Here is a 15,411-nt window from a genome sequence, read left to right as displayed (position 1 = left end):
AGGACCAACCGGGGTGCGCTGCCGGCCAGCGGCCGGCACTACCGGGGCAGCGCCATGGCATGCGTGGCGGAATGCTGCGCGGTCAGTCCACCAACCGCAGGCGCAATTCCTTCGGCAGCGCGAACACCATCGATTCGGGCTCGCCTTCCAGCTCGCCCACGCCGGTGGCACCGAGTTCCTTCAGCCGCGCGATCACGCCATCCACCAGCACCTGCGGCGCCGAGGCGCCCGCAGTCAGGCCGATGTGCTTCTTGCCGGCCACCCACGCCGGATCGATCTCGTCGGCACCGTCGATCAGGTAGGACTCCACGCCATCACGGCGCGCCAGTTCACTCAGGCGGTTGGAGTTGGAGCTGTTCGGCGAGCCGACCACCAGCACCAGATCGCACCGCTTGGCCAGGTCGCGCACGGCGTCCTGACGGTTCTGCGTGGCGTAGCAGATGTCGTCGTTCTTCGGGCCCTGCATCGCCGGGAAGCGGGTGCGCAGCGCATCGATGATGCTGCGGGTGTCGTCCACCGAGAGCGTGGTCTGGGTGGTGTAGGCGAAGTTCTCCGGCTGGTCGATGACCAGCGTGGCGACATCCTGCACATCCTCCACCAGGTAGATCTGGCCGGTGCCGCGCTCGCGGCTCCACTGGCCCATCGTGCCTTCCACTTCCGGGTGCCCGGCGTGGCCGATCAGCACCACGTCGCGGCCGGCGCGGCAGTGGCGGGCCACTTCCAGGTGCACCTTGGTGACCAGCGGGCAGGTCGCATCGAACACCTTAAGGCCGCGGCGCTCCGCTTCCTGGCGTACCGCCTGGGACACGCCGTGGGCGCTGAAGATCACCGTATTGTCGTCCGGCACTTCATCGAGTTCTTCGACGAAGATCGCGCCGCGGGCCTTGAGGTCATCGACCACGAACCGGTTGTGCACGACCTCGTGGCGCACGTAGATCGGCGCACCCAGGGTCTCGATCGCGCGCTTGACGATCTCGATCGCACGATCGACACCGGCACAGAAACCACGCGGATTGGCGAGCAACACATCCATCGGTCAGATACTCCGGCCGGCGTGAGCCGGGTTGTTACGGATACAGGAGGGAATTATCCCGCTTTTTTGGCAGCCTTGCCGTCGAACAGGCCGAACAGGGCGATACCCACCGCGCCGACCACGATCGCCGAATCAGCGATGTTGAACGAGGGCCAGTAATGGTCCCCGATATGCCACTGGATGAAGTCGACCACGTGACCGTGCATCAGGCGGTCGATCACGTTGCCGATCGCCCCGCCGATCACCAGCGCGTAAGGCACGGCGCTGCGCCAGGCACCGCGCGCGGTGCCCCACATCCAGTAGGCCATCAAGCCACTGATGCCCACCGCCAGCGCGGTGAAGAACCACAGCTGCCAGCCACCGGCATCACTCAGGAAGCTGAATGCCGCACCGGTGTTGTAGGTGCGGTACCAGTTCCAGAAGCCCTCGATGACCACCACCGGTTCGTACTCGGGCAGGCTGGACAGCACCCAGGCCTTGCTCCACTGGTCGGCGATGATGATCACCGCCGACAGCAGCAGCCAGATCAACGCGTTCGGACGCGGACGGGCGGCGGTCATCAGAACCACCGCCGGTCTTCGCCGGCACCGTCGATGTTGGTTACGCAGCGGCCACACAGCTCGGGGTGTGCAGCGACCGAGCCGACATCGGCGCGGTAATGCCAGCAGCGCACGCACTTCTGCTTGCCGGTCGGCTGGGCGCTGACGAACACCTCGTCGGTGGTCGCCGGGCGCACCTGCACGTCACCGCTGATCAGCAGGAAGCGCAGCTCCTCGGCCAGCGGCTGCCAGCGCGCAGCGGTCTCGGCATCGGCGGCGACGGTGATCTCCGCTTCCAGCGCCGCACCAATCGCACCATTGGCGCGCATCGGCTCAAGCACCTTGGCGACCTGCTCGCGCAGGGCCAGCAGCTGATCGAAGTCGGCGGCGTTGAGCGGTGCATCGGCCGGCAGCGGAGCCAGTCCTTCATACCAGGTGGCGAACAGCACGTTTTCCTTGCGCTCGCCCGGCAGGTACCCCCACAGCTCATCGGCGGTGAAGCTCAGGATCGGCGCGATCCAGCGCGTGAACGCTTCGGCGATGTGGTACATCGCGGTCTGCGCCGAGCGGCGGCCGCGCGAGTCCACCGGCATGGTGTACAGGCGGTCCTTGGTGACATCCAGATACACCGAGCCCAGATCCACGCTGCAGAAGTTAAGCAGCAGCTGCACGATCTCGGCCATGTTGTAGCCGGTGTACGCCGCCTTGATCTTCTCCTGCACCTCGAAGGCGCGATGCACGATCCAGCGGTCCAGCGCGACCATGTCGGCCGGGGCCACCAGGTGCTGGGCCGGATCGAAGCCATCCAGGTTGCCGAGCAGGAAGCGCGCGGTGTTGCGCAGGCGCCGGTAGGCATCCGCGTTGCGCTTGAGGATTTCCTGCGACAGCGACATTTCATTGCTGTAATCGGCCGAGGCGATCCACAGGCGCAGGATGTCCGCGCCCAGGGTCTTCATGATGTCCTGCGGCTCGATGCCGTTGCCCAGCGACTTGGACATCTTGCGGCCCTTCTCATCCACGGTGAAGCCGTGGGTGAGGCACTGCTTGTACGGGGCCTGCTTGTCGATGGCCACGCCGGTCAGCAGCGAGGACTGGAACCAGCCGCGGTGCTGGTCCGAACCTTCCAGGTACAGATCGGCCGGCTTGCCGAAGCCACGTGCCAGCAGCACGCCTTCATGGGTCACGCCCGAGTCGAACCAGACATCCAGGATGTCGGTGACCTTTTCGTACTGCGGCGCTTCCTCGCCCAGCAGCTCGGCGCTGTCCAGGGAGTACCACACGTCGATGCCGTCGGCCTGCACGCGGTCGGCGACCTGCTGCATCAGCTCGACGGTGCGCGGGTGCGGCTCACCGGTTTCGCGGTGGGTGAACAGCGCGATGGGCACGCCCCAGGTGCGCTGGCGGCTGATGCACCAGTCCGGGCGGCCATCGACCATCGAGCCGATGCGCGCCTTGCCCCAGCTCGGGAACCAGCCGACGCTGTCGATCGCGGCCATCGCGTCGCGGCGCAGGTTGGCCTTGTCCATCGAGATGAACCACTGCGGGGTGGCGCGGAACACGACCGGCGTCTTGTGGCGCCAGCAATGCGGGTAGCTGTGCACGATCTCGACAAAGGCCAGCAGCGCACCGGAGGCGCGCAGCACCTCGACGATCAACGGCTGGGCCTTCCACAGGTGCACGCCTGCCAGCTCGACATCGCCGGCCGGCGGGGTCGAGGACAGGTACACGCCACGGCCGTCGACCGGGTTGATCTGGCCGGCGTTGTACTTGTCCATCAGCCCGTACTGCTGGCTGACCACGAAGTCTTCCTGGCCATGGCCGGGGGCGGTGTGCACCGCGCCGGTGCCGTCTTCATCGGAGACGTGGGCGCCGTTGAGCAGCGGGATGTCGCGCTGCGGGTAGAACGGATGGGCCAGCAGCAGGTTTTCCAGCGCGGCGCCGGTGGCACGACCGTGCACGACCAGGCCGTCCACGCCGTAGCGCTGCAGCGAACGCTCGGCCAGCGCGGCGGCCAGCACCAGCCAACGGCGCGTGCCGTTGTGGGCCGGGCCTTCGGCCAGCACGTACTCGATCTCCGCACCGAGCGACACCGCCAGCGAGGCCGGCAGCGTCCACGGGGTGGTGGTCCAGATCGGCACCGCCACCTCGACATCGGCCGGCAGCGTCACGCCGAAGCGCTCGGCCAGCTGCTGCGAATCACGCGACACGTAGGCCACGTCGATCGCCGGGGAGGTCTTGTCCTGGTATTCGATCTCGGCCTCGGCCAGCGCCGAGCCACAGTCGAAGCACCAGTGCACCGGCTTGGCGCCGCGCACGATGTGACCGTTGGCGAACACCTTGGAAAGCGCACGGATCTCGTTGGCTTCGAAATCGAAGCTCAGCGTCTTGTACGGGTTGTCCCAATCGCCGATCACGCCCAGGCGCTTGAAGTCGCGGCGCTGCAGTTCGATCTGCTCTTCGGCGAACTCGCGGCACTTCTGGCGGAACGCGACCGCATCGAGCTTGACGCCGACCTTGCCCCACTTCTTCTCGACCGCGATCTCGATCGGCAGGCCGTGGCAATCCCAGCCCGGCACGTACGGCGCATCGAAGCCGGCCAGGTAGCGCGACTTGACGATGATGTCCTTGAGGATCTTGTTGACCGCGTGGCCCAGGTGGATCTGGCCATTGGCGTAGGGCGGGCCGTCGTGCAGCACGAACAGCGGGCGGCCCTGCGCGTTGTCGCGCAGGCGGGCGTAAAGGCCCTCGTCCTCCCAGCGCGACAGAATGCCCGGCTCGCGCTTGGGCAGGTCGCCGCGCATCGGGAATTCGGTTGCCGGCAGATGAAGGGTGGCTTTGTAGTCCTGGCTCACGCAGTGGCTCGCAATCTGTGTTCGGAAAGGATGTGACGGGCCTGTTCGGCGTCACGGTGCATCTGGTCGGTCAACGCAGCCAGATCTTGGAACTTTTCTTCGTCGCGCAGCTTGGCGACGAACTCGACATCAATGTGGCGGCCATACAGGTCGCCTTGGAAATCAAACAGGTGCGCTTCCAGCAGCGGCTCCACGCCATCCACGGTGGGACGCGTACCGAAGCTGGAGACCGACGGCCACGGCTGATCGAACACACCGTGGACCCAGGTCGCGTAGATTCCCGACAGCGCCGGCGTCTTCGGGAAGCGCAGGTTGGCGGTCGGGAAGCCCAGCGTACGGCCCAACTGACGGCCGCGCACTACCCTGCCCCCAATCGTATACGGCCTGCCCAGCAGATCGCCGGCATGACGGAAATCGCCGGCGCGCAGCAGCTGGCGGATCCGGGTGCTGGAGATGCGCTCACCGTGCAGATCCACCGGCTCGATCTCGTCGGCACTGAAGCCACGCTCGCGGCCCATCGCCTGCAGCAGGGCCAGATCACCGCGGCGGCGGTTGCCGAAGCAGAACTCCGGCCCGATCCACACCTCGCGCGCGCTCAGCCGGTGCACCAGCAGCTGCTCGACGAAATCCTCGGCCTGCATCGCGGCCATGCGCGCGTCGAAGCGCAGCAGGCCGATCGCGTCCACGCCGAGCTCGCGCAGCATCGCGACCTTGTCGCGGGCCAGGGTCAACCGCGGCGGCGGCTCGCCCTGGGCGAAGTACTCGCGCGGCAGCGGCTCGAAGGCCACTGCCACGGCGGCCACGCCCAGTGCGCGCGCGCGCGAAACGGCGTGGCGCACCAACGCACGATGACCCAGGTGCAGGCCGTCGAATGCGCCGATGCAGACCACGCTTCCGTGCGGGAACAACTGCCCGCCTTCGACGCTTCTAAACAGCCTGCTCATCTACGTGGAATGCGGCCCACCAGGGCCGATGCTTTGCAAGAGATAGCCATGAAGTATAGCCGGGCTGCCCCCGGATCAATGCTCCCGCAGGTGGCGCGGGCGGAAGCCCATCGCGATCAGGGCCACCAGGTAGGTCAGGCCACCGCCGCCGACCAGCAGCGCGAGGTTGCCGATCCGGTGCCATTTGTCCATGCCGGTGAAGTCCGCCATCCCGTAACGCAGGGCCAGCAGCACCGCCACCATGGCCACGCAGGCCAGCCCCAGCTTGGTGACATAGCCGCCCCAGCCCGGCTTGGGCTGATACACATCGGTCTTGCCCAGCCAGTACCAGAGCAGGCCCAGGTTCAGATAACTGGACAGCGCGCTGGCAATGCCCAGCGCCAAGTGCAGGCCCGGCTGCTTGCCCAGCGCGACCCACACGCCCTGCGCCTTGAGCGCGTCGGGCACCATCACCTGGTACAGCACGGCCAGCAGAATGAAGTTGAACACCATGTTGGCCACCAGCGCGGCCACGCCGGCGCGGACCGGGGTACGGGTGTCCTGGCGGGCGTAGAAGGCCGGCAGGACCACCTTGAGCAGCGCGAACGCCGGCAGCGCGAAGCTCAGGCCGTACACCGACAGCGCGGTCATCCGGGTATCGAAGGCGGTGAAACGCCCGTACTGGAAGACCGTGGCGATCAGCGGCTCGGCCAGCAGCAGCAGGCCCAGCATGGCCGGAACGGCGATCAGCAGGGTCGTGCGCAGGCCCCAGTCCAGCGCACTGGAGAAGCCGGCCTTGTCGGTGCTCACATGGTGGCGGGCCAGCGCCGGCAGGATCACCGTGCCCAGCGCGACGCCGAACACGCCCAGCGGCAGCTCCAGGAAGCGGTCGGCCAGCGAGAGCCAGGACTGCGAGCCGTCGGTCAGCTTGGCCGCGATCACGGTGTCCAGCAGCAGGTTGATCTGCGCGATCGAGGAGCCGAACAGGGTCGGCACCATCAGGGTCAGGACCTTGCGCACACCCGGATGCCGCCAGCCCCAGCGCGGCAGGGTCAGCAGGTTGATGCCCTTCAGCGAGGGCAGCTGGAACAGCAACTGCAGCAGGCCGGCGGCCAGCACCGCCCAGCCCAGGGCGAGGATCTGCTTCTCCGGGGTGCCGCCCAGCCGAGGGGCCAGCCACAACGCGCCGGCGATCATGCACAGGTTGAGGATGACCGGGGTCAGTGCCGGCATCGCGAACTTCTGGAAACTGTTGAGCGCCCCACCCGCCAGGGCGGTCAGCGAGACAAACAGCAGGAACGGAAAGGTCAGCCGGAACAGGTCCACCAACAGGCCGTGCTTGGCCGGGTCGGTGTCCACCCCGCTGGAGAACAGGGTTGCCAGCTGCGGCGCGAAGATCAGCGCCAGCGCGGTGACCAAGAGCAGCACCCCACCCAGCGTGCCGGCCACCCGCGACATCAGCTCGCGCAGTTCGGCGTGAGAACGGGTTTCCTTCACCTCTGTGAACACCGGCACGAACGCGGTGGCGAACGAGCCCTCGGCGAACAGCCGGCGCAGGAAATTGGGCACCCGGAAGGCGACCCAGAAGGCGTCGGTCACCGCATTGGTGCCGAACGTGGTGGTGATGACCAGGTCGCGAACCAGCCCCAACACCCGCGAAATCATGGTCATGCTGCTGAAAGACAGCAGGCCCCGCAACATCCTTGGTGAACTCACCCGTGTTCCCTCTTGACAATTGACTTGACGTACATTTTTCGAGCCATCATACTTTCCAGCTTGCTGTTCCCATTACACCGATTTTTCAGGAAACCACCACTGTGGCCAATATCAAGTCCGCCAAGAAGCGCGCCAAGCAGACCGTCGTGCGCAACGCGCGCAATACGGCTCAGCGTTCGATGCTGCGCACCGCTGTCAAGAAGGTGATCAAGGCTCTGGATGCCAACGACGCCGCCGGCGCCGAGGCAGCCTTTGCTGTTGCCCAGCCGATCCTCGACCGTTTCAGCTCGCGTGGTCTGATCCACAAGAACAAGGCTGCTCGCCATAAGAGCCGCCTGACCGCGCGCATCAAGGCCATCAAGGCCGCCTGATACGGCGCTGCGGGTGTCGTAGAGCCACGCGCTGCGTGGCTTCGACCCAGCCGCAGAAAAAAGCCCGGCCCCGGCCGGGTTTTTTGTTGCCTGCGATCTGGAAATGGCGGCACCACAGAAAAACCCGGCCGGAGCCGGGTTTCTCAGGGGCGCGCGGGTGCGCTCAGTACGCATCGCGCGCTTGCGCCTCGTCTTCCTTCTGGCGATCGAAGAAGGCCATCACGTTGTTCATGATCGGCCAGGTGCCTTCGCGGCCCAGCGCCGAGACCAGGTACCACGGCTGGGTCCAGCCCAGTTCGGCGACGATCTTCTCGGCGGCGGCCTTGGCCTCGTCCTCGAACATCAGGTCAGCCTTGTTCAGCACCAGCCAGCGCGGCTTGTCCAGCAGCTCCGGATCGTGCTTTTCCAGCTCGCGCTCGATCGCACGGACCTGCTCGATCGGCGAGACACCTTCCACGCCGCCTTCCATCGGGGAGATATCCACGAGGTGCAGCAGCAGGCGGGTGCGCTGCAGGTGGCGCAGGAACTGCGCGCCCAGGCCAGCGCCATCGGCCGCACCTTCGATCAGGCCGGGAATGTCGGCGATCACGAAGCTGCGGTAGTTCTCCACGCGCACGACACCCAGATTGGGGTACAGCGTGGTGAACGGGTAATCGGCGACCTTCGGGGTCGCAGCCGACACAGCGCGGATCAGGGTGCTCTTGCCGGCATTCGGGAAGCCCAGCAGGCCGACGTCGGCCAGCAGTTTCAGTTCCAGCTTGAGCAGGCGCTCTTCACCCTCTTCGCCCGGCAGCGCCTGGCGCGGCGAGCGGTTGGTGGAGCTCTTGAAATGCATGTTGCCCAGGCCGCCGCGGCCACCCTTGGCCACCAGCAGGCGGTCACCATGGCTGGTCAGATCGCCGATCACTTCATCGGTGCTGACGTTCATGATCACGGTGCCGATCGGCACGGTGATGACCAGGTCTTCGCCGCCCTTGCCATAGGCCTGGCGGCCCATGCCGTTCTCGCCACGCTGCGCCTTGAAGATGCGGTCATGGCGGAAATCGACCAGGGTATTGAGGTTCTCGTCGGCGCGGATCCACACGCTGCCACCATTACCGCCGTCGCCACCGTCCGGCCCGCCCAGCGGAATGAACTTCTCGCGACGGAAACCGATGCAGCCGTTGCCGCCATTGCCGGCGATCACCTGGATTTCTGCTTCGTCTACAAGTTTCATGATTCTGGATGCCAATCTGGAGGCGGCGGGCGCGAGGTGCACCCCACCGCAGAGTCTAACGGCCCCGGTACGATCCAGGGCCGGCGGCGGGAAATGTCCCGCCCGATAGTTGATACCAACGAAAAACCCCGCCGAAGCGGGGCTTTCGTCAGCGACCCCACGCCGTGGCGTGGGCGCCTGCGTACCGCTGAAGATCAGGCTTCGGCGACGACGCTGACGGTACGACGCTTCTTCGGGCCCTTGACCGAGAACTCCACCTTGCCGTCGACGAGCGCGAACAGGGTGTGGTCACGGCCGAGGCCAACGCCGGTACCCGGATGGAACTGGGTGCCGCGCTGACGCACGATGATGTTGCCGGCATCGATGGCCTGGCCACCGAAGATCTTGACGCCGAGGTACTTCGGGTTGGAGTCGCGACCGTTGCGCGATGAGCCTACGCCCTTCTTATGTGCCATGACTGCTTCTCCTTATTACTTGCTGCCACCGGCAATGCCGGTGATCTCGATTTCGGTGTAGTACTGACGGTGACCCTGACGCTTCATGTGGTGCTTACGGCGACGGAACTTGATGATCCGGACCTTGTCGGCACGACCCTGGGACACGACCTTGGCAGTGACCGAAGCGCCGCTCAGCGCGTCGCCCAGCTTGATGCCATCGCTGTCACCCAGCATCAGGATGTTGTCGAACTTGATCTCGTTGCCGACTTCGACTTCGAGCTTTTCAACGCGGAGCGTTTCGCCCTGCGCCACGCGGTATTGCTTACCGCCGGTTACCAGTACTGCGTACATGACCAGACTTCCTCTGTAGTTATTGTGGTCTATGGACTGCCGCCATCGAGGGCGGACAGAAGCGGAATTTTAATGACTTCAACCACTTCGGGTCAACCCACCCCCTGCTCGGACCCGGATTTGGCTGAATACGGTTCAGGAAACCGGCCGGCGGGGTCTCAGGGAATGAGACATGGGGGTGGCAAAGTCCGCGATTGCCCCCAAATCCCAAGCTCGGTAGGCTGACCGATTGCCGTTTCCGATTGCCCCACCCGCTTGCCGGCTCCCTGAGCCGAAGCCCCACAACGGATCCCCCATGGCGATGGATTTCATCCGCATCCGCGGCGCGCGGACGCACAATCTCAAGAACATCGATCTCGACCTGCCCCGCGACAAGCTCATTGTCATCACCGGCCTGTCCGGCTCGGGCAAGTCCTCGTTGGCGTTCGACACCATCTACGCTGAAGGCCAGCGCCGTTACGTGGAGTCGCTGTCGGCCTATGCCCGCCAGTTCCTCAGCGTGATGGAAAAGCCGGACCTGGACCACATCGAGGGTCTGTCCCCGGCGATCTCGATCGAGCAGAAGTCGACCTCGCACAACCCGCGCTCGACCGTCGGCACGATCACCGAGATCTACGACTACCTGCGCCTGCTGTACGCCCGCGTCGGCAGCCCCCGCTGCCCGGACCACGGCTACCCGCTGGAAGCGCAGACGGTCAGCCAGATGGTCGACCACGTGCTGACCCTGGATGCCGAGCAGCGCTACATGCTGCTGGCCCCGGTGATCCGCGAGCGCAAGGGCGAGCATGCCCAGGTGTTCGACCAGCTGCGCGCGCAGGGCTATGTGCGTGTACGCGTGGACGGCCAGCTGCATGAAATCGATGCGGTGCCGCCGCTGGCGCTGCGCCAGAAGCACACCATCGAAGCAGTGATTGATCGCTTCCGGCCGCGCGAGGACATCAAGCAACGCCTGGCCGAGAGCTTTGAAACCGCGCTGAAGCTGGGCGACGGGATGGTCTCGGTGCAGTCGCTGGATGTGGAGGATGCGCCTGCGCACCTGTTCTCCTCCAAGTACAGCTGCCCGGTCTGCGATTACTCGCTACCGGAGCTGGAACCGCGCCTGTTCTCGTTCAACTCACCGGTCGGCGCCTGCCCGGGCTGTGATGGCCTGGGCATGGCCGAGTTCTTCGATCCCTCGCGCGTGGTGGTGCACCCGGAACTGTCGCTCTCGGCCGGTGCCGTGCGCGGTTGGGACCGCCGCAATGCGTACTACTTCCAGCTGATCGCCTCGCTGGCCAAGCACTACAAGTTCGACACCGACGCCCCCTGGCAGAGCCTGCCCGAGGATGTGCGCCAGGCCGTGCTGTACGGCAGCGGTGAGGAGACGATCACCTTCACCTACTTCACCGAAGCCGGCGGCCGCACCCAGCGCAAGCATCGCTTCGAGGGCATCATTCCCAACCTCGAGCGCCGCTATAAAGAGACCGAATCCTCGGCGGTGCGCGAAGAGCTGGCCAAGTACATCAGCGAGCGCAACTGCCCAGAGTGCAACGGCCAGCGCCTGAACAAGGCCGCGCGCAATGTGTTCGTGGCCGACCGTGCACTGCCCGAACTGGTGGTGATGCCGATCGACGATGCGCTGAAGTTCTTCAGCAGCATGACCCTGCCCGGCTGGCGCGGCGAGATCGCCGGCAAGATCGTCAAGGAAATCGGCGAACGGCTCGGCTTCCTGGTCGACGTCGGCCTGGATTACCTGACCCTGGAGCGCAAGGCCGACACCCTGTCCGGTGGCGAAGCCCAGCGCATCCGGCTGGCCTCGCAGATCGGTGCCGGCCTGGTCGGTGTGATGTATGTACTGGATGAGCCGTCGATCGGCCTGCACCAGCGCGACAACGAGCGTCTGCTCGGCACCCTGACCCGCCTGCGCGACCTCGGCAACACGGTGATCGTGGTCGAGCATGACGAAGACGCGATCCGCCTGGCCGACTACGTACTGGACATCGGTCCGGGCGCGGGCGTGCACGGCGGCGAGATCGTCGGCCAGGGCACGCTGCAGGACATCCTGGATGCCCCGCGTTCGCTGACCGGCCAGTACCTGTCGGGCAAGCGCGCCATCGAGATCCCGGCGCGCCGGCACAAGCCCAACCCGAAGATGACGCTGCACCTGCGCGGTGCCAGCGGCAACAACCTCAAGGGCGTGGACCTGGACATTCCGTCGGGCCTGCTGACCTGCATCACCGGCGTGTCCGGCTCGGGCAAGTCGACCCTGATCAACGACACCCTGTTCTCGCTGGCCGCCAACGAGATCAACGGCTCCTCGCACCCGATCGCCCCCTACAAGGAAGTGGACGGGCTGGATCTGTTCGACAAGGTGGTGGACATCGACCAGTCGCCGATCGGCCGCACCCCGCGCTCGAACCCGGCCACCTATACCGGCCTGTTCACGCCGCTGCGCGAGCTGTACGCGCAGGTGCCCGAAGCGCGTGCGCGCGGCTATTCGCCGGGCCGTTTCAGCTTCAACGTGCGTGGCGGCCGCTGCGAAGCGTGCCAGGGCGATGGCCTGATCAAGGTGGAAATGCACTTCCTGCCGGACGTGTACGTTCCCTGCGATGTCTGCCACGGCAAGCGCTACAACCGCGAAACGCTGGAGATCCTCTACAAGGGTTACAACATCAACGACGTGCTGCAGATGACCGTCGAAGATGCCCTGAAGCTGTTCGAGCCGGTGCCGAGCATCGCGCGCAAGCTGGAAACGCTGGTCGATGTGGGCCTGAGTTACATCAAGCTGGGCCAGAGCGCGACCACGCTGTCCGGCGGTGAAGCGCAGCGTGTGAAGCTGTCCAAGGAACTGTCGCGTCGGGATACCGGGCGCACCCTGTACATCCTGGATGAGCCGACCACCGGCCTGCACTTCCACGACATCGAAGCGCTGCTCGGCGTGCTGCACAAGCTGCGCGACGAAGGCAACACGGTGGTGGTGATCGAGCACAACCTGGACGTGATCAAGACCGCCGACTGGATCGTCGATCTCGGTCCGGAAGGTGGCCATCGCGGTGGCACCATCCTGGTCACCGGTACGCCCGAAGACGTGGCGGCCTGCCCGACCTCGTACACCGGCCAGTTCCTGGCCAAGATGCTGCCCTCTACCAGCGCGCGCCCGGAACAGCCGGCGGCCGTGGCCAACAAGCCCGATGCCCGCCCGCCGCGCAAGGCCAAGCCGGAACCGAAGAAGGCCGTGCGCAAGACCGCCGCGACCAACGCCCCCAGCAAGACCAAGAAGAAGACCGCATGAGCAACGAGCACAAGATCCTCGCCCGCGTGCCGATCAGCGTCCGCTGGCGCGACATGGACAGCATGGGCCACGTGAACAACGCCAAGTACATCTCCTACCTGGAAGAAGCGCGCGTGCGCTGGATGCTGGGCGTGGAGGGCGTTTCGATGACCGACCGGATCGCACCGGTAGTGGCGGCGACCAACGTCAACTATCGCCTGCCGATCGTATGGCCCAACGACATCGTGGTGGAGCTGTTCGTCGAGCGTCTCGGCAACAGCAGCGTGACCATCGGCCACCGCATCGTGGACGAGAAGAACGACAGCACGCTGTATTCGGATGGCAACGTGGTGGTGGTCTGGATGGACACGCAGACCGGCAAGAGCGCGCCGTTGCCCGAGGCGATCCGCACCGCGTCAAGCTGATGGGTTCTGCCGCGTCAAGCTGAAGGGTAGTGCCGGCCGCTGGCCGGCACGCTCGTTTCACCTGCAAAGGAATGACATGTTTCACCAAACTGATATCCGCACGCTGCGGCCCGGGCTCACGCCCTTCCCCACCGACGTATTCACCGCCGACCAGCCGTGGCTGGGGCGACATCTGCTGCCACTGATCAGCATCGACCTGGGCGTATTGCGCCCGGCGCTGACCGGCACCATTGCCACGATGCTGTGCCCGATCGAACCGGATGAAGGCTGCATCGGCGAAGAGACCGCAGCGCACTACACCGAGTTCACCGGCACGAACTGGATCGCATTCGAGCTGACCGCCGATAACCGCATGCGATTCCTGGGGGAGGAAGGCTATTTCCTCGGCGATCAGGTGGCAGACAAACACGTCACCGAAATGACGGAGAGCTTCGCCAAAGCGCATGCCTACTTCCAGTCGCATGGCCGCCTGGCCAGCTATTCGCGATACGGCGACGGCAGCGCAGGCGAGCAGGCCTATCTTGACGTGCTGGGCGGACAGGTGTCGAACGGCAACTGGGTTGAAACCGCGCCGATTCCGGCGGCGTTCGCGCTGACATTCACCGCCGCCGCGTACGACCGGCATGCACCGGAGGATGCCGAGCGCGTCATCATCAGCCGCAACGGCAACCCGTTCTTCTCGGTCGCCGAAGTCGCCGGCTACAACTGGTGCGCGGCAGGCCCGGATGCCATCGTGATGCTGTACGAGCCACACAGCCGCACCGTGCTGTTTTCCTTCGACTGGTCGTAGACGGTCGCTCCCGGCTGCGCAGCGTTGCGATGCTTACTTCAACGCGCTGCGCACCTGCAACGTTCCATCCACCTTGCGCCCATCTTCCAGGCTCAGCCGCAACGGCAGCTGCGCGCCTTCCTTCAGCGCCACCTCCGGCTGCATCAACATCAGATGCAGTCCGCCAGGTTTGAGCGCGACCGTTGCGCCGGCCGCGATCGGCAGGCGTTCCACCGCGCGCATGCGGCTGACGCCGTTGACCAGCGTGGTTTCGTGCAGCGAGACATCGCCGAACGCCTTGCTGCCGGCAGCGACCACCACCACCGCATGGCCGCAGTCATTGCGGATCTGGCCGTAGCCGGCCGCCATCGGCATCGCGCCCGGCGGCAAGCGTACCCACCCCTCGCGCAGTGACACGCAGGCCGGCTCTGCCGCCACGGCGGATGTTGCGAACGCACACAGCCCCAACAATACGCACACGAATGGTTTGGTTATCATCGGCTTCGTTCCCTGTCCGCAACGAGACTGCAGCATGACAACGCTCATCGAGGTGATCAACCATGGCCCCATCCGCGAACTGCGGCTGGCCAGGCCACCGGTCAACGCGTTGGACACCGAGCTGTGCCGGCATCTGATCCACGCGATCAACCAGGCCATGTCCGATGACGTGCACGGCATCGTGCTGTCCGGCAGCGAGCGCATCTTCAGCGCCGGCATGGACGTGCCGCACCTGCTCGGCCACGGCGATGACAAACACAAGCTGCTGGACAGCTGGCAGGCCTTCTTCGGCGCCGTGCGCACGCTGGCCGAATGCCGCGTCCCGGTAGTTGCCGCCATGACCGGGCACGCACCGGCCGGCGGCTGCGTGCTCGCCTTGTGCTGCGACTACCGGATCATCGCGCGCAGCCCCGATGCCGCCCATCCCACGGTGATCGGCCTGAACGAAGTGCAGGTCGGGTTGGTCGCACCGGAAGGCATCCAGCGCCTGATGCGCCGCGTGGTCGGCCATCATCGGGCGACCACCCTGCTGGTCGGTGGCGAGATGGTGCCGGCCGAGCGGGCGTTGCAGATCGGGCTGGTCGATGAGGTGGTCGATGCCGATCTGGTGGTCGCCCGTGCCGTGGCCTGGCTGCAGAACCTGCTGAAGCTGCCGCGCCAGCCGATGCTGCTGACCCGCGCCATCGCCCGTGCCGATCTCCACGAGGCCCTGCACGCCGACCTGATCCAGCTGGATCGCTTCATCGAGGCCTGGTATGCCCCGGACGCCCAGCAGGCGCTGCAGGGGCTGGTAGCCAGGCTGGGCAAGGGATGACCCACCACGGCTGAAGCGCCCGCGCACACCGGTAGTGGGGGGGGGGGGGGGGGGGGGGGGGCGGCCGCGGGAACCCCAACCCAACACCCCCCCCCCCCCCCCCCCACCCCCCCCCCCCCCCCCCCCCCCCCCCCCCCCCCCCCCCCCCCCCCCCCCCCCCCCCCCCCCCCCCCCCCCCCCCCCCCCCCCCCCCCCCCCCCCCCCCCCCCCCCCCCCC

At 66.2% G+C, this 15,411-nt stretch carries 14 protein-coding genes; 5 read left to right on the top strand and 9 right to left on the bottom strand.

The window, feature by feature from the left end; genetic code table 11:
• Window positions 1-82: 82 nt before the first annotated feature.
• The 5 genes from ispH to murJ form a co-directional block, all read right to left on the bottom strand.
• The gene (ispH, locus tag ABE464_RS16370; protein WP_346472790.1) at window positions 83-1,033 is read right to left on the bottom strand and encodes a 4-hydroxy-3-methylbut-2-enyl diphosphate reductase; all 951 of its coding nucleotides are present in this window, start codon (window positions 1,031-1,033) and stop codon (window positions 83-85) included.
• Window positions 1,034-1,086: 53 nt separating this feature from the next.
• The gene (gene lspA / locus ABE464_RS16365) at window positions 1,087-1,593 is read right to left on the bottom strand and encodes a signal peptidase II (RefSeq protein WP_346464370.1); all 507 of its coding nucleotides are present in this window, start codon (window positions 1,591-1,593) and stop codon (window positions 1,087-1,089) included.
• Window positions 1,593-4,424, bottom strand: a complete 2,832-nt coding sequence (gene ileS / locus ABE464_RS16360; protein WP_346472789.1) for an isoleucine--tRNA ligase — start codon at window positions 4,422-4,424, stop codon at window positions 1,593-1,595. Before ileS ends, lspA begins: the two co-directional genes overlap by 1 nt.
• Window positions 4,421-5,368, bottom strand: a complete 948-nt coding sequence (locus tag ABE464_RS16355; protein WP_346472788.1) for a bifunctional riboflavin kinase/FAD synthetase — start codon at window positions 5,366-5,368, stop codon at window positions 4,421-4,423. Before ABE464_RS16355 ends, ileS begins: the two co-directional genes overlap by 4 nt.
• A gap of 75 nt (window positions 5,369-5,443) precedes the next feature.
• Window positions 5,444-7,048 (bottom strand): murein biosynthesis integral membrane protein MurJ, encoded by a 1,605-nt coding sequence (murJ, locus tag ABE464_RS16350; RefSeq protein WP_026069993.1) that lies wholly within the window; start codon window positions 7,046-7,048, stop codon window positions 5,444-5,446.
• A 116-nt stretch (window positions 7,049-7,164) separates the two neighbouring features.
• Between murJ and rpsT the strand changes: the two genes are divergently transcribed.
• On the top strand, window positions 7,165-7,434 hold the full coding sequence (gene rpsT / locus ABE464_RS16345) for a 30S ribosomal protein S20 (RefSeq protein WP_019184515.1): 270 nt from the start codon (window positions 7,165-7,167) through the stop codon (window positions 7,432-7,434).
• A gap of 163 nt (window positions 7,435-7,597) precedes the next feature.
• Here rpsT and obgE read toward each other — a convergent pair whose 3' ends face one another.
• The 3 genes from obgE to rplU all read right to left on the bottom strand — a co-directional run bounded on the left by obgE (window position 7,598) and on the right by rplU (window position 9,438).
• The gene (gene obgE, locus ABE464_RS16340) at window positions 7,598-8,650 is read right to left on the bottom strand and encodes a GTPase ObgE (RefSeq protein ID WP_088432136.1); all 1,053 of its coding nucleotides are present in this window, start codon (window positions 8,648-8,650) and stop codon (window positions 7,598-7,600) included.
• Window positions 8,651-8,844: 194 nt separating this feature from the next.
• A complete protein-coding gene (rpmA, locus tag ABE464_RS16335; RefSeq protein WP_019184517.1) occupies window positions 8,845-9,105 on the bottom strand; it encodes a 50S ribosomal protein L27 in 261 nt (86 codons plus the stop codon).
• Window positions 9,106-9,120: 15 nt separating this feature from the next.
• A complete protein-coding gene (rplU, locus tag ABE464_RS16330; RefSeq protein ID WP_019184518.1) occupies window positions 9,121-9,438 on the bottom strand; it encodes a 50S ribosomal protein L21 in 318 nt (105 codons plus the stop codon).
• Window positions 9,439-9,733: 295 nt separating this feature from the next.
• On the opposite strand from rplU, the gene uvrA reads away from it, so the two are divergent.
• The 3 genes from uvrA to ABE464_RS16315 all read left to right on the top strand — a co-directional run bounded on the left by uvrA (window position 9,734) and on the right by ABE464_RS16315 (window position 13,903).
• On the top strand, window positions 9,734-12,709 hold the full coding sequence (uvrA, locus tag ABE464_RS16325) for an excinuclease ABC subunit UvrA (RefSeq protein ID WP_346472787.1): 2,976 nt from the start codon (window positions 9,734-9,736) through the stop codon (window positions 12,707-12,709).
• A complete protein-coding gene (locus tag ABE464_RS16320; protein WP_088432134.1) occupies window positions 12,706-13,113 on the top strand; it encodes a thioesterase family protein in 408 nt (135 codons plus the stop codon). Before uvrA ends, ABE464_RS16320 begins: the two co-directional genes overlap by 4 nt.
• A 76-nt stretch (window positions 13,114-13,189) precedes the next feature.
• Entirely contained in the window at window positions 13,190-13,903 is a 714-nt protein-coding gene (locus ABE464_RS16315; protein WP_346472786.1) for an enolase, read from the top strand.
• Window positions 13,904-13,936: 33 nt separating this feature from the next.
• On the opposite strand, the gene ABE464_RS16310 is transcribed toward ABE464_RS16315, so the two are convergent.
• Window positions 13,937-14,380, bottom strand: a complete 444-nt coding sequence (locus ABE464_RS16310; RefSeq protein ID WP_346472785.1) for a copper chaperone PCu(A)C — start codon at window positions 14,378-14,380, stop codon at window positions 13,937-13,939.
• A 34-nt stretch (window positions 14,381-14,414) separates the two neighbouring features.
• Here ABE464_RS16310 and ABE464_RS16305 point away from each other — a divergent pair, with 34 nt between their 5' ends.
• Complete coding sequence (locus ABE464_RS16305) at window positions 14,415-15,194, top strand: enoyl-CoA hydratase/isomerase family protein (protein ID WP_346472784.1); 780 nt, start codon at window positions 14,415-14,417, stop codon at window positions 15,192-15,194.
• The last annotated feature ends 217 nt before the right edge of the window (window positions 15,195-15,411 follow it).

The organism is Stenotrophomonas sp. TWI587 (assembly GCF_039674145.1).
Lineage (GTDB): Bacteria > Pseudomonadota > Gammaproteobacteria > Xanthomonadales > Xanthomonadaceae > Stenotrophomonas > Stenotrophomonas maltophilia_AY.
Note: the sequence above shows the minus strand (reverse complement) of the source record. Positions and strands in the feature narration are given on the sequence as shown.

What these genes read in the sequence shown, in the direction of transcription:
- ispH (WP_346472790.1), bottom strand. Translation starts at nt 1,033, where the DNA reads ATGGATGTGTTGCTCGCCAATCCGCGTGGTTTCTGTGCCGGTGTCGAT.
- lspA (WP_346464370.1), bottom strand. Translation starts at nt 1,593, where the DNA reads ATGACCGCCGCCCGTCCGCGTCCGAACGCGTTGATCTGGCTGCTGCTG.
- ABE464_RS16355 (WP_346472788.1), bottom strand. Translation starts at nt 5,368, where the DNA reads ATGAGCAGGCTGTTTAGAAGCGTCGAAGGCGGGCAGTTGTTCCCGCAC.
- murJ (WP_026069993.1), bottom strand. Translation starts at nt 7,048, where the DNA reads ATGTTGCGGGGCCTGCTGTCTTTCAGCAGCATGACCATGATTTCGCGG.
- obgE (WP_088432136.1), bottom strand. Translation starts at nt 8,650, where the DNA reads ATGAAACTTGTAGACGAAGCAGAAATCCAGGTGATCGCCGGCAATGGC.
- rpmA (WP_019184517.1), bottom strand. Translation starts at nt 9,105, where the DNA reads ATGGCACATAAGAAGGGCGTAGGCTCATCGCGCAACGGTCGCGACTCC.
- rplU (WP_019184518.1), bottom strand. Translation starts at nt 9,438, where the DNA reads ATGTACGCAGTACTGGTAACCGGCGGTAAGCAATACCGCGTGGCGCAG.
- uvrA (WP_346472787.1), top strand. Translation starts at nt 9,734, where the DNA reads ATGGCGATGGATTTCATCCGCATCCGCGGCGCGCGGACGCACAATCTC.
- ABE464_RS16320 (WP_088432134.1), top strand. Translation starts at nt 12,706, where the DNA reads ATGAGCAACGAGCACAAGATCCTCGCCCGCGTGCCGATCAGCGTCCGC.
- ABE464_RS16315 (WP_346472786.1), top strand. Translation starts at nt 13,190, where the DNA reads ATGTTTCACCAAACTGATATCCGCACGCTGCGGCCCGGGCTCACGCCC.
- ABE464_RS16310 (WP_346472785.1), bottom strand. Translation starts at nt 14,380, where the DNA reads ATGATAACCAAACCATTCGTGTGCGTATTGTTGGGGCTGTGTGCGTTC.
- ABE464_RS16305 (WP_346472784.1), top strand. Translation starts at nt 14,415, where the DNA reads ATGACAACGCTCATCGAGGTGATCAACCATGGCCCCATCCGCGAACTG.